This is a genomic window from Thermoactinospora rubra (genome assembly GCF_002093975.1).
GTDB classification, from domain to species: Bacteria; Actinomycetota; Actinomycetes; order Streptosporangiales; family Streptosporangiaceae; genus Nonomuraea; species Nonomuraea rubra_A.
The window spans coordinates 15228-32070 of record NZ_MSZZ01000032.1; the positions used below are offsets into that span (position 1 = coordinate 15228).

At 72.3% G+C, this 16843-nt stretch carries 18 protein-coding genes and 1 riboswitch; of the genes, 10 read left to right on the forward strand and 8 right to left on the reverse strand.

Annotated features, from left to right (window positions below):
* Window positions 1-9 precede the first annotated feature (9 nt).
* A complete protein-coding gene (locus BSB02_RS25575; protein WP_084962689.1) occupies window positions 10-660 on the reverse strand; it encodes a GOLPH3/VPS74 family protein in 651 nt (216 codons plus the stop codon).
* A 40-nt stretch (window positions 661-700) separates the two neighbouring features.
* Here BSB02_RS25575 and BSB02_RS25580 point away from each other — a divergent pair, with 40 nt between their 5' ends.
* The 3 genes from BSB02_RS25580 (at window position 701) to BSB02_RS25590 (ending at window position 3454) form a co-directional block, all read left to right on the forward strand.
* Window positions 701-1579 (forward strand): Fpg/Nei family DNA glycosylase, encoded by an 879-nt coding sequence (locus BSB02_RS25580; RefSeq protein WP_084962691.1) that lies wholly within the window; start codon window positions 701-703, stop codon window positions 1577-1579.
* 51 nt (window positions 1580-1630) lie between these two features.
* Window positions 1631-1963: a rhodanese-like domain-containing protein gene (locus BSB02_RS25585; RefSeq protein ID WP_084962693.1), complete on the forward strand. Its 333-nt coding sequence runs from the start codon at window positions 1631-1633 to the stop codon at window positions 1961-1963.
* 32 nt (window positions 1964-1995) lie between these two features.
* Window positions 1996-2109: riboswitch (TPP riboswitch) on the forward strand.
* Window positions 2099-3454, forward strand: a complete 1356-nt coding sequence (locus BSB02_RS25590; RefSeq protein WP_084962695.1) for a purine-cytosine permease family protein — start codon at window positions 2099-2101, stop codon at window positions 3452-3454. Its footprint overlaps the riboswitch before it by 11 nt.
* On the opposite strand, the gene BSB02_RS25595 is transcribed toward BSB02_RS25590, so the two are convergent.
* Window positions 3438-3980, reverse strand: coding sequence for a methylated-DNA--[protein]-cysteine S-methyltransferase (locus BSB02_RS25595; RefSeq protein WP_084962697.1), 543 nt, complete (start codon window positions 3978-3980; stop codon window positions 3438-3440). The genes BSB02_RS25590 and BSB02_RS25595 overlap by 17 nt on opposite strands.
* Before the next feature lie 56 nt (window positions 3981-4036).
* Here BSB02_RS25595 and BSB02_RS25600 point away from each other — a divergent pair, with 56 nt between their 5' ends.
* Window positions 4037-5932, forward strand: a complete 1896-nt coding sequence (locus tag BSB02_RS25600; protein ID WP_084962699.1) for a sensor histidine kinase — start codon at window positions 4037-4039, stop codon at window positions 5930-5932.
* A gap of 136 nt (window positions 5933-6068) precedes the next feature.
* On the forward strand, window positions 6069-6488 hold the full coding sequence (locus tag BSB02_RS25605) for an ATP-binding protein (RefSeq protein WP_084962701.1): 420 nt from the start codon (window positions 6069-6071) through the stop codon (window positions 6486-6488).
* On the opposite strand, the gene BSB02_RS25610 is transcribed toward BSB02_RS25605, so the two are convergent.
* The 3 genes from BSB02_RS25610 to BSB02_RS40715 are packed head-to-tail and all read right to left on the reverse strand — an operon-like array spanning window position 6485 to window position 7570.
* Entirely contained in the window at window positions 6485-7114 is a 630-nt protein-coding gene (locus tag BSB02_RS25610) for a YidC/Oxa1 family membrane protein insertase (protein ID WP_084962703.1), read from the reverse strand. The two genes, BSB02_RS25605 and BSB02_RS25610, sit on opposite strands and share 4 nt — an antisense overlap.
* 49 nt (window positions 7115-7163) lie before the next feature.
* A complete protein-coding gene (locus BSB02_RS25615) occupies window positions 7164-7397 on the reverse strand; it encodes a DUF6412 domain-containing protein (protein ID WP_084962705.1) in 234 nt (77 codons plus the stop codon).
* Window positions 7394-7570 (reverse strand): hypothetical protein, encoded by a 177-nt coding sequence (locus BSB02_RS40715; protein ID WP_158088720.1) that lies wholly within the window; start codon window positions 7568-7570, stop codon window positions 7394-7396. Before BSB02_RS40715 ends, BSB02_RS25615 begins: the two co-directional genes overlap by 4 nt.
* A gap of 96 nt (window positions 7571-7666) precedes the next feature.
* Between BSB02_RS40715 and BSB02_RS25620 the strand changes: the two genes are divergently transcribed.
* The gene (locus BSB02_RS25620) at window positions 7667-8356 is read left to right on the forward strand and encodes a response regulator transcription factor (protein ID WP_084962707.1); all 690 of its coding nucleotides are present in this window, start codon (window positions 7667-7669) and stop codon (window positions 8354-8356) included.
* Complete coding sequence (locus BSB02_RS25625; RefSeq protein ID WP_084962709.1) at window positions 8353-9429, forward strand: sensor histidine kinase; 1077 nt, start codon at window positions 8353-8355, stop codon at window positions 9427-9429. The genes BSB02_RS25620 and BSB02_RS25625 overlap by 4 nt, the downstream gene beginning before the upstream one ends.
* On the opposite strand, the gene BSB02_RS25630 is transcribed toward BSB02_RS25625, so the two are convergent.
* Complete coding sequence (locus BSB02_RS25630) at window positions 9419-9940, reverse strand: hypothetical protein (protein WP_240506653.1); 522 nt, start codon at window positions 9938-9940, stop codon at window positions 9419-9421. The two genes, BSB02_RS25625 and BSB02_RS25630, sit on opposite strands and share 11 nt — an antisense overlap.
* A 225-nt stretch (window positions 9941-10165) precedes the next feature.
* Here BSB02_RS25630 and BSB02_RS25635 point away from each other — a divergent pair, with 225 nt between their 5' ends.
* From BSB02_RS25635 to mptB, 3 genes are all read left to right on the forward strand, one after another.
* Window positions 10166-10513: an STAS domain-containing protein gene (locus tag BSB02_RS25635; RefSeq protein WP_084962711.1), complete on the forward strand. Its 348-nt coding sequence runs from the start codon at window positions 10166-10168 to the stop codon at window positions 10511-10513.
* 9 nt (window positions 10514-10522) lie between these two features.
* Window positions 10523-11239, forward strand: a complete 717-nt coding sequence (locus BSB02_RS25640) for a glycosyltransferase family 2 protein (protein WP_084962713.1) — start codon at window positions 10523-10525, stop codon at window positions 11237-11239.
* Between the two features lie 470 nt (window positions 11240-11709).
* Window positions 11710-13461: a polyprenol phosphomannose-dependent alpha 1,6 mannosyltransferase MptB gene (mptB, locus tag BSB02_RS25645; protein ID WP_084962715.1), complete on the forward strand. Its 1752-nt coding sequence runs from the start codon at window positions 11710-11712 to the stop codon at window positions 13459-13461.
* Window positions 13462-13502: 41 nt separating this feature from the next.
* Here the strand turns inward: mptB and BSB02_RS25650 are convergent, their stop codons facing one another.
* Window positions 13503-14168 carry an alpha/beta fold hydrolase gene (locus BSB02_RS25650; RefSeq protein ID WP_084962717.1) on the reverse strand — a complete coding sequence of 222 codons (666 nt, stop codon included), beginning with the start codon at window positions 14166-14168 and terminating at the stop codon, window positions 13503-13505.
* 151 nt (window positions 14169-14319) lie between these two features.
* Entirely contained in the window at window positions 14320-16809 is a 2490-nt protein-coding gene (locus tag BSB02_RS41585; RefSeq protein WP_206184882.1) for an alkaline phosphatase family protein, read from the reverse strand.
* Window positions 16810-16843 lie beyond the last annotated feature (34 nt).

Sequence of the window (16843 nt, forward strand, 5' to 3'; positions counted from 1 at the left end):
CCGGGGCCCTCAGCCTGACGCGGTGGCGGCGGCGATGGCCGCCACGGCGCCTGCCATCACCGCCGCGTTGATGGCGGCGATGGTCTTGGCGACCGCGTCCCCGGCCCACCGGCCCTCGGCGATCTGCTTGATCCGGTCCTTGTCGGCGCCGGGGAACGCCTTGCGGTCCAGCTTGCACGCATGCATGATCGCGACGAGCACCGCCGTACGCGCGTCCGGGTCGGCGCCGGCCAGCGCCGAGGCCACCCGCTCGCGCACGCCCGCCTCGATGCGGCCGTCCGCCTCCGGCCAGCGCGTCGTGGGGAAGACGCCGAGCACCTTGCCCTTGCGCTCGCTCAGCGCGCCGCGGTCGGCGAGCCTGGTGAGCAGGCGCTTGCGCAACTTGGCGGAGTGGAACTTGTGGATCCACCAGTCGGGCTTGCGCTCCTTGCCGTCCTCGGCGATGCGCGCCAGCGCCGCGTCCAGCTCCTCGTCGCCCAGGGGAGTGGCGTCCCGGACCGCGACCTTCTTCCCTTCGAGGTCGACGCGGCCGCCCAGGGCCAGCTCGGCCAGGATCGCCCCGCTCAGCGCCGCGTCCAGGGACGTGGAGTCGATGAGCTGCCTGCCTTCGTCCTCGCTATGGGCGAGAAGGAGCAGTTCCTCCGCGATCGTCACGCTCATGCTCGTAGTGTTCCACAGGGCAGGACCCTAGTCTGGAGCCATGCCGGAGCTTCCCGAAGTCGAGTCGCTCGCCGACTTCCTGCGCGACCGCGCCGTCGGCCACACGATCCTCGGCGTCGACGTGGTCGCCGTGCAGGCGCTGAAGACCTTCGACCCGCCCGTCGCCGCGCTGGGCGGGCTGACCGTCACCGGGGTCGCGCGGCACGGCAAGTTCCTCGACCTCGACTGCGACGGGCTGCACCTGGTGATCCACCTGGCCCGCGCGGGCTGGCTGCGCTGGCGCGAGGACCTCTCGGGCGCCAAACCGGTCCGTCCCGGCAAGGGTCCCCTGGCCGTCCGGGTACGGCTGTCGCCGAACGAGCTGGGCATGGCGCCGGGCTTCGAGCTCACCGAGGCGGGCACGCAGAAGCGGCTGGCCGTCTACGTCGTGCGGGATCCGAAGGAGGTGCCCGGCGTCGCCTCCCTGGGGCCCGACCCGCTGGACCCGTCCTTCACCGCGGACAGGCTCGCGGAGATCCTCCGCGGGAGCCGTACGCAGATCAAGGGCCTGCTCAGGGACCAGAAGGTGATCGCGGGCATCGGCAACGCCTACTCCGACGAGGTGCTCCACGCGGCCAGGATGTCGCCCTTCAAGATCGCCGGAACGCTGACCGACGCCCAGGTGGCCGACCTGCACGAGGCGATCGTCCACACGCTGCGGGAGGCGGTGGAGCGGGCCCGCGGGATCGCGGCCAAGGACCTCAAGGCGGAGAAGAAGTCGGGGCTGCGCGTCCACAACAGGACCGGGCAGCCGTGCGACGTGTGCGGCGACACCGTCCGGGAGGTTTCCTTCGCCGACTCCGCGCTGCAGTACTGCCCGACGTGCCAGACCGGGGGCAAGCCCCTGGCCGACCGGCGGCTGTCGCGCCTGCTCAAGTGACACCTCCTGGGAGGCGGCGCAGGAGGCGAGCATCGCCCGGGACCGGCGACAATGGACACCATGACGGTTCCCGAGATCCCCGCCCGAGACGTGCCGGAAGACGCCTACCTGCTCGACGTGCGAGAGCCGGGCGAGTGGCTGGCCGGGCACGCGCCCGACGCGGTGCACATCCCCCTCGGCCAGCTGCAGGCCCGCGTCGGCGAGCTGCCCGCCGACCGGACCGTCTACGTCGTGTGCCGCGTGGGCGGCAGGTCCTACAACGCCGCCGCGTGGCTGAACCACATCGGCCGCCACGCCGTCAACGTCGAGGGCGGCATGCAGGAGTGGGCCGCCGCCGACCGCCCGATGGTCAGCGAGACGGGCCAGCCCCCCTTTGTAGCCTAGAAACCCCGCCGATGGCATAATTCGGTCGAATTTCGCAACCCCGCGGGAGCTTGGGGCAACCAGGCTGAGAGGGCGACTACGGCTGTCGCCGACCGCATGAACCTGTCCGGGTAATGCCGGCGTAGGGAGCGTGTGATGACGCATGTCGCCGATCCGAAGCGTGCCGAAGTACCGCTGACCCTCGAGGAGGAGCCGCCCAAGGTCCTGGGCGTCCTCGACCAGGGCGCCTTCTGGGCCAACCTCGGGGTCAGCCTGCTGGGCTTCGCGTTCGCGCTGTTCCTCATCGACCCCCTGGGCAGCGGCAGGCCGCTGTCGGTGCCCGCCGCGATCGTGGCCACCGTGGTCGGCAGCCTCATCGGCACCGCGATGGTCGGCCTGGCCGCCGTGCCGGGCGCGCAGACGGGCAGCCCGGCGATGGTGCTGCTGCGCGGCCTGTTCGGGGCGAGGCTGTCCTACGTCCCGACCGTGCTCAACATCGTCCAGATGCTCGGCTGGGGCGCCTTCGAGCTGTGGGTGATCGCCAAGGGGGCGCAGGCGATCTTCGGTACGGCGGTGCCGTACCCCGTCTGGGTCCTGGTGGCGGGCGCGCTGACCGTGGGCCTGACGATCTACCCGCTCGGCGCGATCCGGCTGATCCGCCGCATCGTGACCGCCGGCGTGATCGTCGCCACGATCTGGTTCGCGGTCGTGTTCGTCCGCCAGGCCCCGCCCGTGACCGGCTCGTGGGAGGCGTTCGTCCCGGCCGTGGACTTCGTGATCGCCCTGTCGGTGTCGTGGGTGCCGCTGGCGGCCGACTTCGCCCGGCACTCCCGCTCCAGCGGCGCGGCCTTCAGTGGCGCGGTGATCGGTTACACGCTCGCCCAGGTGGCCTGCCTGGGGATCGGCGTGTACGCGGTCGCCATCGCCGGGCACCAGGCCGTGGCCGGCGACCCGACGGCGGTGTTCGCGCCGTTCGTGGCCGCGCCGCTCGGCGTGCTGTTCTTCGGCATCCTCGTACTGCGCGAGACCGACCAGTCCTTCGCCAACGTCTACTCGACCACGATGTCCCTGCAGAACCTCATGCCGCGCGTCGACAGGCGGATCTTCTCGGTGGCGATCGGCGTCCTGACCGTCGGCGTGGCGCTGGTGGTGGACGTGAACTCCTACAGCGCGTTCCTCAGCATCATCGGCGCGGTCTTCGTGCCGATGTTCGGCGTCCTGGTGGTCGACTACTTCCTGCTCGGCGGGCGCCACGGCTGGAACACCGCGCAGGACGCCCCCTCGCGGCTGCTGATGACCGTCCCGTGGGTGCTCGGCTTCGCGACCTGGTGGCTGCTGGCCGCGCCGTCGCAGGTGGCCTGGTGGGCCGCCATCTGGAACGGCGTGCGCGAGGCGATCGGGTTCACCCCGCAGCCGTGGATGAGCGCGGCGCTCGGCGCGTTCCTGGTGTCCGGCCTGGTGACGCTGGCGGTCGGCGCCGTGCGGCCGCGCCGGGTCAGTGTTCGAGCCTGAGCAGGCGTTCCTTGGCGGCCGCGCCTCCGGCGTAGCCGCCTTCGTCGCTCACCCGGTGGCAGGGCACGATGACGCACACCGGGTTGGTGGCCAGCGCGTTGCTCACCGCGCGCAGCGCCTGCGGCCGGCCGATGCGCGCGGCCAGCTCGGCGCGGGTGGTGGTCGCGCCGTACGGCACCGCCGCGACCATCTTCAGCACGGTCCGCGCGAACGGCGTGGCCAGCTGGAGGTCGGCCTGCACGGTGAAGGCGCGCAACCGGCCGGAGAAGTAGGCGTCGAGCTCCCGGCGCACCGGATCGAGCCGGCCGGGGTCGGACCCGATCGAGGCGCCGATCACGCGGCTGACCCGCTCGAAGACGACGTGCTCGTCCTCGTAGCTGCAGGCCGCCACGCCCCGCCCGGTGACGGCGAGGACCAGCCGGCCCACGGCGCCGTCGTAGGCGCCGAACGCGACGTCGGGCGGTGACTCGCCCCGGTAGGTGGGCGAGGTCACCCGCAGCAGGGCATCGAGGTCGGCTGAAGACATGGTGAACGCAGCGTATCGGACGGATCGGCCTGCGCGGCCGCTCCGTCGTCGGCACTATGGGGAATGTGAGTGGCGACTGGGACAACGGCGTGGCGCCGGCCGACGACGGCTTGGTGCACGCCGTGCTGGCCAGCGCGCCCAACGCCGTGGTCGCGCTGGACCGCGACCAGACCGTGCTGGTGTGGAACGCCGCGGCGGAGAAGCTGTTCGGCTGGACGGCCGAGGAGATGCTCGGGCGCCGGGCCCCGATCGTGCCCGCCGAGCTGACGGCCGAGCACCACGCGGTGCTGGAGCGGGTCCGCACCGGCGGCCAGGTCAGCTTACGCACCAAGCGCTTCCGCCGGGACGGCACGCTGCTCGACCTGCGCGTCGACACCAGCGCCCTGTGGCAGGGCTCCTCGGTGGCCGGGTACGTGTGCGTGCACCACAGCGTCAAGGACGACATCGCCGCGCGGAACCGCGGCGCGCGCCGCGCCCACCTCGTGCGCAAGCTCACCGACGTGGTCGCCGACATCAACGCGGCGCTGGAGCTGTCGGCGGTGCTGGACCGGATCGCGGCCAGCCTGACCGAGCTGACCGGCGCCGACGCGGGCGGCTTCGTGCTCATCGAGGATGAGCGGGTGCGCCTGGTGTCCTCCCACCGGCTGCCGGAACGGCTCAAGGGCGCCACCGCCGACCTGGGGGCCAGCCTGGTGGGCAAGCTGCTGCGCACCGGCAAGACGGTTTTGCTGGAGACGCGCGAGCTCGACGACCTGATCTGGGCCGAGCTGCCCGGCCTGCACACCATCGCGCTGGGCCTGGCCGCCGTGGGCGGCCGGCCGTACGGCGCCCTGTATGCCCTGTTCGCCAACGGCAAGCCCGGCCACATCGAGCTGGAGCTGCTGGAGCTGCTGGCCGGGCACGCGAGCATCGCGGTGGGCAACGCGGTCGCCTACCAGGACGCGGTACGGCAGCGCGCCCACGAGCGCGCGGTGTTCGACGCCAGCGCCGACGGCATCGCGGTCCTCGACCGGCACGGCTCGGTGATCCAGTGGAACCCGGCGGCCGGCGAGCTGACCGGGTTCTCGGCCGAGGCCGTGCTGGGCGGGCCGCCGCCGTTCCCGCTGCCGGAGCCGGGCAGCAAGCGGACGGTGCAGCTGGAGTCCGGGCGCTGGCTGGACATCGTGGCCGCGGAGATCTCCGAGACCGGCGAGGTCGTGGTCGACTTCCGCGACGTGACCGCGGCCAAGGAGCTGGAGGAGGCCAAGGACCTGTTCCTGGCCACCACCAGCCACGAGCTGCGCACGCCGATCACGATCGTGCGCGGCTTCGCCAGCACGCTGGACTCCCGCTGGGACAAGCTGACCGACGCCGAGCGCAGGGCGGCCGTCCACACCATCGCCGAGCGGGCCCGCTCCCTCGGCCGGCTGATGGACCACCTGCTGCTGGGCGCCAGGGCGGGCGCGGAGGAGCTGTCGGTCCGCATCGAGGCCTTCGACGTGGGGGAGCGGATCCACGCCGCCACGCTGGGCCTGCCCACGCTGTCGGACAAGCACCGCGTCGAGGTGCACGTCCCGCCCGATCTGCCCAGGGCCATGGGCGACGCGCTGGCCACCGACATCATCCTCGGCCAGCTGCTGGAGAACGCCTTCAAGTACTCGCCGAGCGGCGGCCTCATCTCCGTGGCGGCCTGGCGGGAGGACCAGGCCGTGGTGGTGGTCGTCGACGACGACGGCGTGGGTATCCGGCCCGCGGACCGGGAGCGGATCTTCGAGCGGTTCGTGCAGGCCGACAGCGGCGACCGCAGGCGGTTCGGCGGCGTCGGGCTGGGCCTGTACATCGTGCGGAGCCTGGCCCGGGCGCAGGGCGGCGACGTGACGGCCCACCCCAGGCCTGGTGGCGGGACGCGGATGCGGCTAGCCTTACCTGCCGAACCGGCATCATTTATCGGACGCGACACACCCAGGCGGTAACGAGGCGGTCACGGATCTGCTGATCTATCGTCCAATGTGGGCAAGCTGTGATCGGAGCCCGGTTTCTGGGACCGATTAACGGGGCATTTCGGTCGTACCGGGGTGTGTTCCCTCGGGGGGACCAGGGAGCGGGGAGGTGGGTGTGTCGAGCGTGGTGCTCCTGCCGTACGCACCGTCGAGCGTCGCCGTCGCACGCCAGCGCCTCAGCACTGACCTGCGGGAAAGCGGGGTCTACCCCGACGCCGTCGACGATGCGGTGCTGGTGGTGAGCGAGTTGCTGAGCAACGCGCTGCGCCACGCCCACCCGCTGCCGTCGGGCATGATCAGGGTGGCCTGGATGTGCAGCGACGACCGGGTGGAGGTCGCTGTGAGTGACGGGGGGTCGGCCACCGAGCCGCGCGCCGGCCGTCCCACCCTGTCGTCGCTGGGCGGCCGGGGGCTGGGGATCGTCGACTACGTCGCCGAACGGTGGGGTGTGCGCCACGAGGGCGACACCACCACCGTCTGGGCCGTGCTGCCGGCTCCGCAGGAGAAACTCCTGCAAGAGGCCGGTTAGTAGAGGACGAGCCGCTCCGTGTAGGTCCACGCCGTGGACACCAGCAGGTAGAGCCCGGCGGCCAGCGGCAGGAACAGCGCCGCGGCGGCCGAGCCGTACGCCATCAGCGGCAGGATCCTCCGCATCATTTCGGGCTGGTCTTCAGGTAGCCTCTCCTTCACTTTCCGCGAGGTCAGCCAGGCCACGACCAGGATCGCGGCGACCAACACCGCGAAGACCATAAATGGCCAGCTAATCAGACCGAAATTGGCGACCACGGCGGCGACGTTCTGCCCCAGCGGCGCGCCGAACAGGTCGTGACCCACCAGCGCGGTCGGATGGGTGGCCACCCGGTACATCAGCCACAGGAACGGCAGCTGCGCCAGACCCGGGAGGATCCCGGCGAACGGCGAGCTGCCCTCCTTGGCGTACAGCGCCATGACCTCCTTCCGCAGCCGCTCGGGGTTCCTGGCGTAGCGCTTTTGGAGCTGCTTGAGCCTGGGCGCCAGCCGTTCTCTGAGCTTGACGCCGCGCGCCTGGCGGATGCCGAGCGGGAGGAGGAGCGACCGTACGGCGAGCGTGAACAGGACGATCGCGAGAGCCGGGTGCGTCAGCCCGGTGATGAACGCCACGAAAGTATCGATCATGAGCCCTTCTTCGGGAACGGTGTCCTTCAGGGCTCGACACGAGCCCCGCCTACGTGAAGACGGGGCGAAGGGATGGCGCTCGCGGCCGCGGCCTGCCCGCGGCGTCGGGATCGCGCTGCCGCAGGAACGCGGTGCGCCTGCCGTACATCCGCACAAACGCGGGCACGCCGGGCTCGCGCACGGTGGGCAGCCTGCCGCTCGCCCAGAAGGCCAGCAGCAGGCTCGCGACGACGATCAGGCCGGCCGGGTCGTGCAGGAGGGCCAGCGCGAACAGGAACGTCACCGGTAGGACGACGAGGAACCGCTGACCAGCCGGACGACCAGGAAAACCACGACGCCGATGACGCCGATGATCAGTGCCACCTTCACCAGCCCCACCACCATGGGGAGGATGAAGTTGAACAGCACGAAGAGGCCGAGCAGAGTGCCCGCCACGAGCATGATGATTCGACCCATGCGCCCACCGTACGTCTTCCGCGCCCGAACCGCGATGGATCTTACGGACCCGTGACGATGCTGCCGCATTCCGGCCCCCCGCCGTACCGTTGACAGGTGAGCACCCGCATCCTGGTCGTCGAGGACGACCCCACCGTCGCCGAGGTCGTGGCCCGGTACCTCGAGCGCGACGGGCACCAGGTGGAGTGCGTGGGCGACGGCGCCGAGGCGCTGCGCAGGGCGCTGGCCCAGCCGCCCGACCTGATGGTGCTCGACCTCATGCTGCCCAAGGTCGACGGGCTGCAGGTGTGCAGGAAGCTGCGGGAGCGCTGGCCGGTTCCGGTGATCATGCTGACCGCGCTGGGCGAGGAGATCGACCGCGTCGTGGGCCTGGAGACCGGCGCCGACGACTACGTCACCAAGCCGTTCAGCCCCCGGGAGCTGGCCCTGCGCGTGCAGTCCGTGCTGCGCCGCGCCCGCGGGGCCACCGTCACGGGCGGCACCGGGGTGCTGCGCGACGGGGACCTCGTGGTGGACGTCGGCGCCCACGAGGTACGGCTCGGCGGCAGGGAGGTCATGCTCACCACGAGGGAGTTCGACCTGCTGGCCTACCTCATGCGCAACCCGCGCCAGGCGTTCAGCCGGGCCGCCCTGCTGAACCAGGTGTGGGGGTGGTCCTTCGGCGACACCTCGACCGTGACCGTCCACGTGCGCCGGCTGCGGGAGAAGATCGAGCCCGACCCCACCGCGCCCCGCCGCATCGTCACGGTCTGGGGGGTCGGCTACCGGTACGAGCCGCTGTCATGACCGTCCTGGAGATCATCACGATCACCGCCGGGCTGGGCGGCCTGGTGGCCCTGGCGGGCGTGGCCGTGCTGTCCCGGCTGCGGACCCTGCGGGCCATGGTGGTGCTCGTCGTGGTCGTCGCGGTGCTCGCGACCCTGGCGGGCGTGGTCGCCGGGATCTTCAAGATGGCCATCGAGGGCTCGGCACGCGACACCGTGCTCGGCGTCGTCGCCGTCGGCGGGCTGGTCGGGCTCGCGGTGGCGGCGATGCTCGCCCGGCGCGTCGTGGCCGAGAGCGGGAGGCTGGCGCAGGCCGTACGGGCCAGCGACTACGTCGCGCCCCAGGGGCTCCCGGCCGAGCTGCAGGTCATCGCCGACGCCCTGGAGGAGTCGTACGCGCGGGAACGCTCCCTGGAGGGCGCGCGGCGCGAGCTGGTCGCGTGGGTGAGCCACGACCTGCGCACCCCCCTGGCCGGCATGCGCGCCATGGTCGAGGCGCTGGAGGACGGCGTGGTGACCGATCCGGCGACCGTGAGCCGCTACCACGCGCAGATCCGGGTCGAGGTCGAACGGCTGTCGGCGATGGTGGACGACCTGTTCGAGCTGTCGCGCATCCACGCGGGGACGCTGAAGCTGTCGCGCGCCCGGGTCGGGCTGGCCGACCTGGTGGCCGACACCATCGACCAGACCGAGCCGCTGGCCAGGGCCAAGGGAGTACGGCTGGCGGTGTCGGCCGAGCCGATCCCCATCGAGGCGGACGCCGGGGCCCTGGGGCGGGCGCTGGGCAACCTCGTCGTCAACGCGATCCGGTACACCCCCTCCGACGGGGTCGTGGAGCTGCGGGCGTTCCAGGACGAGGACGCGGTGTGCGTGTCGGTCCGGGACGCCTGCGGGGGCATCCCGGAGAAGGATCTGGAGCGCGTCTTCGACGTCGCCTTCCGTGGCGAGTCGGCCCGCACCCCCGGCAAGGACGGGGGCGCGGGGCTCGGGCTGGCGATCGCGCAGGGGATCGTGGAGGCCCATCAGGGCGCGATCGGAGTGGTGAACGACGGGCCGGGATGCCGGTTCGACATCCGGTTGCCGCTCAGGGGTTGAGCTCGTGCTGCGGGTCCAGCTCCGGCGGTGTGCCGGGAGGCGGTTCGGTGAGCTGGGCCGGGCTCGCGTCGGCGGGCTGGGCCGGGCTCGCGTCGGCCGGGAGTGTCAGACTTGCATGGAAAGCCTCTGACATCGCCCGGAATGTCGGACAGGGCCAGCGCCACATGCAGCTGCGGCACCGCAGGATCGGATGCGCGGCGTCGCTGGTGATCCCGCCCGCGTCGCGCGGCTGGTGCAGGTCCAGCAGGCGCAGCCCCAGCTCCACGAACATGAGCAGGGTGTCGCGCGCCCCGGCCAGGAAGTCCAGGTCCTCCCTCGCCAGCCGGGCGCGGACCGGCACGAACCCCTCGTGGTTCACCAGCCCCCGCAGGCGCGTCGCCTGCTCCTCCCAGGACCGCGCCTTCTCCGTGCGCAGGAGCAGGTCCTCGAGGATCTCCCGGAGCCGGTGTCGTTGCGGATCGTCGGACAGCTCGTTGGTCATGCGATGCTCGGGCCCGATCGGTCTGGCCACCCGTGTCCCCCTTCGTACGTCAGGGTCGTGATTCGCACGTGAACGTGGTGGACCGGACTCGGAGGTAACCGGGCCTTCCCCCCCTTCCGGCCGCGCCGGTGTCACACTGTTAAGCTTCGCGTACTCAGCGTTTTCGCGGAGCCCAAACGGGGCACAAAAAGCTGATCACCTCGGATTGGCGTGACAAGCGTGACCGGAGGCCTTCGTGCGGATAGCCTGCCCTCTGTGGAGCTGAAGGTCTCGACTCGATCACATGCCGGCCACGCCCTGGTGGCGATCGTCGGTGAAATCGACCTCTATACGGCCCCGAGGCTGCAGGCGGAGTTCACCCGGCTGCTCCAGGAAGGGCCCCGCCGCGTGGTCATCGACATGTCCGGCGTGGAGTTCTGCGACTCCACGGGCATGAACGTGCTGCTGTCGGCGCTCAAGCGCACCAAGGAGCAGGGCGGCGCCCTCGAGGTCGCCTCGCCCCGCCCGGCCGTACGCAAGATCCTGCAGGTCACCGGGCTCGACTCGGTGTTCACCGTGCACGACGCGGTGCCCGAGGAGCTCCTGATCGCCGAGGGCTCGTGAGGGTGTTGCGTGACTGCTGACACCGCGGTCGTCATCCCGGCCAGGAACGAGGCCGAGCGCATCGCCGCCACCGTGACGGCCGCGCTGGAGCTGCCCGGCGTCGACCTGGTCGTGGTCGTCGACGACGGCTCCACCGACCAGACCGGCCGCGTGGCGCGTGCCGCCGGAGCCCGTGTGGTACGGCACAGCCGCAACCGCGGCAAGGCGGCCGCCATGGAGAGCGGGGCGGAAGCCGTACGCCTGCTCGACGGCGACGTGCCCCGGCACCTGCTGTTCCTCGACGCCGACCTCGGCGCCACGGCGTCGGCCGCCGCCCCGCTGATCGAGCCGGTGCGGGAGGGCGCGGCCGACATGACGATCGCCGTGTTCGCCAACCGGGTCAAGCTGGGCGGGCACGGGTTCGTGGTGCGCCTGTCGCGCGAGGGCATCCGGCGGCTGACCGGCTTCGAGGCGGCCCAGCCGCTGAACGGCCAGCGCTGCATCACCCGTGCCGCCTTCGAGGCCGCCCGCCCGCTCGCGCACGGCTTCGGCGTCGAGACGGGATTGACCGTCGACCTGCTGCGCAAGGGGTACCGCGTGGTGGAGGTCGAGGTCGACATGGCGCATCGGGCGACGGGGACGGACTGGCGCGCGCAGGTGCATCGGGCGCGGCAGTTCCGGGACGTGGCGCTCGCGCTGGCGGCCCGTGAGCCCGCTCTGCGGGATCTGCGGCGGTTGCGGCACTGAGGGGCCTTCGCCGGGGCATGGTCGGTGGCCTTGGTACGGCGAGGCGTGCCGGTGCGTTGTGCGGATGCCGTGTGTTGGCGCTGTGTGGCGGCGTTGCCAGGGGCGCGACTCCGATGGCGCGGTGCTCATGACGTAGCGCCAGATGGCAGCTTCCCGCGCCTGTCCGCCGGTCACCCGTCTCCACGCGCAAATGGCAACCCCTGGGGTTGGGCGATTTGCCTGATATGCGATGTGCCGAATTAGGGACGGGCGAAACGCCGAGACCGTGGGTTTGCGGATGCACCATTCCCCACGTGGCGGCTCCCTCTTTCCCGATCGCGGCACCGACGTCCCATACGCCCGCTTCAGGAAGCAGCGGCTCGCCCCCGCCGCACGTGTTGCAGCAACGACCGCCCCGGTAGCCCGAGTGGCGGTAGGCCCGCCCCGCCGTACCGTGCGGCACCAGTTCCCGAATGTGCTGGAATTTGCGGGTGAGATGGGAACGCGCGACACGGCCGGCAGGCCGGTCGGCCCTGGCCGCCTCGGTGGCCGCGGTCGCCCCCGCCGCCTCGATCGCCTCCGTCCTCCTCACCATCGCCGTCGCGGCCCTCGGCCCCTCCGCCATGGCCCCCGCCCTCCCCGGCCCCGCCTGGCAGCCGCCGTACTCCCTCGGCCTCCACCCCAGCCCCCACCTGGCCGTCTCCCTGGCCGCCGCAGCCGTCATCCTCGGCGGCCTCGGCCTCCTGGGCTCGCTGTATGCCCTCCACGCCACGCCCTCCAGTGCCGCGCCACCACACGGCTCCAAGCCCGCCACGAGCCCCGCATCCACCCACTCGGCGCGTCACCGTAGGGCCGGAAGGCTCGCCGTGCTCGGTTCCCTCGCCGCCGGGATCCTCGCCTTCCTTCCCCCCATCGGCTCGGCGGACCACCTCAACTACGCCGCCTACGGCCGCATGGTCACCCTCGGCCTGAGCCCCTACACCCACGGTGCCGCCGACCTGCCCGGTGACCCCATCGCGGACGCGGTCGAGGACCCGTGGCGGGAGGAGCCCAGCGTCTATGGCCCGGTCGCCACGGCCGTCCAGGCGTTGGCCGCGTGGATCGGCGGCGACTCCCTGCGCCTGACGATCTTCGTCCTCGCAGCCGTCAACGCGGCCGCCTTCATCGCCACCGGCCTCCTCATCGACCGCTTCACCAGGCACGACCCCGACCGCCGGCTCCGCGCCGCCCTCCTGTGGACCGCCAACCCCCTGCTGCTCTACCACCTCGTCGCCGGCATGCACGCCGACACCCTGGCCATCGCCTGCGTGGTCGCCGCCCTGCTGGCCCGGGGGCGTCTGGTCACGAGCGGCGTCCTGCTGGGCCTGGGCGTCGCCGTCAAGCTGAACGCCGGCATCGTCGCCCTCGGCCCGGCGTGGGAGCTGCGAAGGCACCGCGGCAAGCTGCTCGTGGTGTCCGGTGTCGCGCTGGCGGTCGCCGGGGTGGGCTACGCGATCGCCGGCCTGGACGCTTTCAGCCAGGTCAGCACGACGGGCAAGGCCATCTCGCACGCATCGCTCTGGAAGCTCGTCCAGCGATGGTTCTGGATGGTTTTCGGGGAGGGTACGGCTTATCGCACGCAGATCCAGCTGTGCGCGCTCGCCGTCATGATCCTCCTGGCGTGGGGGCTGCTCCGGCGCCGCGCCGACCTCCTGGCCTCCGGTTCCCCGGGGCTGGCCAGCCGGCCGACGTCAGTCGTGTCCGGCGTCGACGAATTGGCCCCTTCCCCAGGGTCCAGGGGAACCGGCTCCGAACCGGCCGGCGCCCGGACCGCCTCGGCGTTGTCGCCGCCCGGCGGAGCGGTGGAAGGGCCGGTGCCTCCGGGCCGGGCGGCCGACGGCATGGCCGGTGCGGATGCGCCGACCGTGGCGGCGGTGCTGGCGATCGCCTACCTGTTCGCCACGCCGTACATCCTGCCCTGGTACGACGGCCTGGCCTTCGGGCTCCTCGCCATCGTCGCCGCCTCCAAGCTGGACCTGTTCGTCGCGGCGCACATCGCGATCCTCTCGCTGGGCTACCTGCCGGCGCGGGTGGAGGTGCCGCCGTCGGAGCTGGTGGAGTGGCTGCGGAACGTCGTGAGAATCGCCGTGGTGCCCTGGGCCTTGCTGGCGTTGACGGCCCTGCTGTTGTGGTGGGTGTGGCGTGCTGGGGGCGGCGACCGCCGGAGGCGTGGTTCCCCGCCCCGTGGGGCTGGTTCACGGTGACGTTGGGGCGGTTGCCGAGTCGCGTGGGGCGTCTCCGCCGGTCATGAGGCGGCGGGAAGAACCCGCACGAGATAGTCGGCCAGCTCGCCCGGCCGCGACAACATCACCATGTGGCTGCCGGGCATCTCGTCCGGGGTGACGCCGAGCCGCTCCTTCACGTGGCGGCGCACGAACTCGGGAGTGAAGAAACGGTCGTCGCTGCAGAGCAGGTATCGCGTGGGAACCTCCGGCCAGCCGGCCAGCGGCCACGGTTCGTAGTAGGCGCGGTCCATGGACATGCTCTCGGCGAGCGCGCTGTCGTGGGCCATCACCCGGTCGGCCAGATCGCGCGGGACGTCGTGAAGGTAGAGCTCGTATTCGTCCTCGATGCCGGACGACTGCCATCCGCTGCGTTCCCACCAGTCCTCCGGCGTCTCACCGGGACTCGGGATCATGGCGGTCACCATGACGAGCGCGGCGGCACTGGTACGCGCGCAGACGAGAGGGCCGACGAATCCGCCCCAGGAGTGGGCCACCACCACGAGGGGCCGGCGCTCGCCGGTCGCCTGGACGACGGCGTCCGCGTAGTCCCAAAGCCCGGCCTGGGGGTCGGACATCGGCAGGTTCACCGCGACCGTGTCGTGCCCGCGGCTGCGGAGTTCGGCTTCGACCAGGTGCCAGTCGAAGGCACTCCCGCCGCCGCCGTGGATGAGAGCGAAGGTTGTCATGACGGTACTGACCGGCGGCGGCGCGGAAACTCATCGGCGCTGCCCAGGGCACTTCGGATGATCAAGCTGCCGTTGGATGCCTGGATGCCTGGGTACCGTGGCGAGGCTTGGGCGCCGTCGCGGGGTGTCGTCTGGTGTCGTCGCCGCGTGGTTACGGCTCCGGCGTCGCCCGCCGCGTCGGCGAGGACGGCAGTGCGTCTGGAGGCGCGGCGAGTTGCAGGGCGCGTACGGAGGCCGCCAGCGCCAGAGGGACCGCGACCGTGAGCGCCATGGCCGGGATGGCGATGCCCGAGTCGTTGACCAGGAAGCCGATCAAGGCACACGTGAGCGCGCCGAACAGGCCGGCCCGGAGCGGTGGCGCCAGAGCGTAGGCCTGGCCCAGAGCCGAGGCGCCCCAGCGGGAAGGCCGGTCGAGGACCAGGAACAGGAAGGCCAGCGCCACCAGGGACAGCAGGGTCAGCGACCAGTTCCCGACCGTGACGCCGATCATGGCGCTGAACTTGCGGCCGATCACCGTCAGCGCCGAGCCGTCGAGGATCTGCTGGACGAACGTGCCGAGGTGCGTGCGCTGCGTCGCGGGGCGGAGCCAGTCGGCGAACGCCAGCGAACCGATGACCAGCGCCCCGGCCAGGCCCACCACGATCAGCTTGACGATCGAGACCCGGCGCCCGGACAGCAGGATCAGGAACACGGCGAGCCCGACCACGAAGGGCGGTACGCCACCGAAGTCGGCGCCCCAGGCCGGCCAGCCGTCCGCGAAGACAGCCAGGAGCCCGTACGCCGCGCAGGCCAGGACGACGAGCACGCGGGACACCCCCCGGCGCAGGAGCCATTGCGCCGCTCCGGCCAGAGCCAGGATGGTCCCCGTGGAGTAGACGGCGAACGCGATGTTGCTGAAGCCGTAGAACCGCCCGCCGGTCACCGGCTCGTATCCCGTGACGGCGTTCACCTGGAGGCTGGAGCCGGTCATCACGTCGATCAGCAGCGCGAGTGACGTCACACCGGCGACGACGGTGAGCGGGCCCAGCACGTGGCTGCGCCACGGCCCCGCGAAGGCGATCGCCGTGATCAGCCCGGCGAACGCCAGGATGGTGGCGATCACGCCGATCATGGGGGCGGGGAGGTTCCACCACGGCGCCAGCTGGGCCAGGAAGGTGGCCACCGCGATCGAGCCGCTGACCACCGCGACGACCTGCACGGCCGCCAGCACCCGGGACACCGCCGCACCGGACCCGCCGGCCTCCGCACGGCCTGCCGTTCCCCCGCCTGGTGTTCCGGCACCGCCTGACGTTCCAGCGCCCGCAGCTGGGTTCTCCGCTGCCGGGGTGGCCTCCGGCCCGCCGCCTCCTGCCTGGGGCCTGCCGGTCCCGGTGACCTCTGTCCGCGCGCCTCGCGTCCACGTGTCTTGTGCCGCCTGTGCCCGTCTCCCTCGCACCGGGACGCTCTCCGGCCGGATCTCCCGCGCCCCGGTTTCGTCTCCAGCGGCTTGCGCGGGCACGGCCCCACCCACGGAGCCTGCCGGCGTGGAAGCCGCCGGCTCGGAGCCGGCGACGGCACGGGACCTGCGACGGAAGATCGCCGCGGCCGTCACGTAGAACAGCAACTGAAGCGTCACGAACACCGCGAAGAACGGCCCCCGGACGTCACGCAACACCTGGCTCGCCAGGTTTTGGTCCGCCAGGCCCGACACCGTCTGGCCGACGCCCGCCGCCCCGCCGCCATTGGCCCAAGCGCGGCCGACGATCGTGGCGGGCGGCTCCAGGCCGAGCAGCTCCAGCGCGGTCGCCGTCAGGTCGGTGATGGTGACGAGCCCGTCCTGGCGGGTGGAGGTCGCCGTCAGATAGCCGGGACGGTACGGCCCGCCGCGCGCCATCGCGACGTGGAGCTGCGCGTTCACGCCGGTGTCCGACACCCCGGCCACCAGGACCGCGGTGTCCGGCGGCAGCTTGCCGAGCAGCGCCCCGACTCGCTGGTCGGCGCGCGTGACCGCGGCCCGCCTTTCCTCGGCGGGCAGGTCGCGCGGGAAGCCGAGCTCGTCGCGCGGCCGCGCGAGCCACGCCTCCGCCAGATCTCCCGCCTCCAGGGCGACGAGCGAGTATTGCCGCAGGTCGGCCACGTCCGCCGGGGAGCTCGCGTAGGCGGTGACCTTCCCGGACGAGTCGGCCACGCCCAGCGCCGCCCCGGGCCCGATCGCCAGGACCTTCCCTCCGGCGTCGGCGACGAGCTGCCCCAGCGTGCCGATGCGCGCGTCGAACCCCGTGGTGTCCTGGTGGGCGGCCAGCTCGGCCCAGCCGGGAACCGTGGTGCCCCGCGGCGCCGGAGCCGGGGAGCATCCCCGGCCGGGAGCTCCGGCGCGCTGCCCGGCCGAGACGGTGAGCCAGCCCTGCACGGGACACGTGACGCCACGGTCGGGCGGGGGCACGGCCCGCGTGGACATCGACGCGACGGCGCTCTCCCCGACGAGCCGCCACAGGTTGGGGGTGCCGCGCTCGGACAGGTCGCTCCACCGCAGGCCCGGGACGCCGACGACGGCCACCCGGCCCTGGCCGCTCGCCACGCCGGCCGCCGCGGCGGCAGCCGTGCCCAGGACCGGGACGGCTGCCAGCGCGGACAGCAGCACGAGCACGGCGAGACGGCGCATGGTGGCAAACCCCCGATGGTGTGGAACCCGCGGA

Excerpts from the sequence above, each read along its gene's own strand:
- BSB02_RS25575 (WP_084962689.1), bottom strand. The coding sequence starts at position 660 with ATGAGCGTGACGATCGCGGAGGAACTGCTCCTTCTCGCCCATAGCGAG.
- BSB02_RS25580 (WP_084962691.1), top strand. The coding sequence starts at position 701 with ATGCCGGAGCTTCCCGAAGTCGAGTCGCTCGCCGACTTCCTGCGCGAC.
- BSB02_RS25585 (WP_084962693.1), top strand. The coding sequence starts at position 1,631 with ATGGACACCATGACGGTTCCCGAGATCCCCGCCCGAGACGTGCCGGAA.
- BSB02_RS25590 (WP_084962695.1), top strand. The coding sequence starts at position 2,099 with ATGACGCATGTCGCCGATCCGAAGCGTGCCGAAGTACCGCTGACCCTC.
- BSB02_RS25595 (WP_084962697.1), bottom strand. The coding sequence starts at position 3,980 with ATGTCTTCAGCCGACCTCGATGCCCTGCTGCGGGTGACCTCGCCCACC.
- BSB02_RS25600 (WP_084962699.1), top strand. The coding sequence starts at position 4,037 with ATGGGGAATGTGAGTGGCGACTGGGACAACGGCGTGGCGCCGGCCGAC.
- BSB02_RS25610 (WP_084962703.1), bottom strand. The coding sequence starts at position 7,114 with ATGATCGATACTTTCGTGGCGTTCATCACCGGGCTGACGCACCCGGCT.
- BSB02_RS40715 (WP_158088720.1), bottom strand. The coding sequence starts at position 7,570 with ATGGGTCGAATCATCATGCTCGTGGCGGGCACTCTGCTCGGCCTCTTC.
- BSB02_RS25625 (WP_084962709.1), top strand. The coding sequence starts at position 8,353 with ATGACCGTCCTGGAGATCATCACGATCACCGCCGGGCTGGGCGGCCTG.
- BSB02_RS25650 (WP_084962717.1), bottom strand. The coding sequence starts at position 14,168 with ATGACAACCTTCGCTCTCATCCACGGCGGCGGCGGGAGTGCCTTCGAC.
- BSB02_RS41585 (WP_206184882.1), bottom strand. The coding sequence starts at position 16,809 with ATGCGCCGTCTCGCCGTGCTCGTGCTGCTGTCCGCGCTGGCAGCCGTC.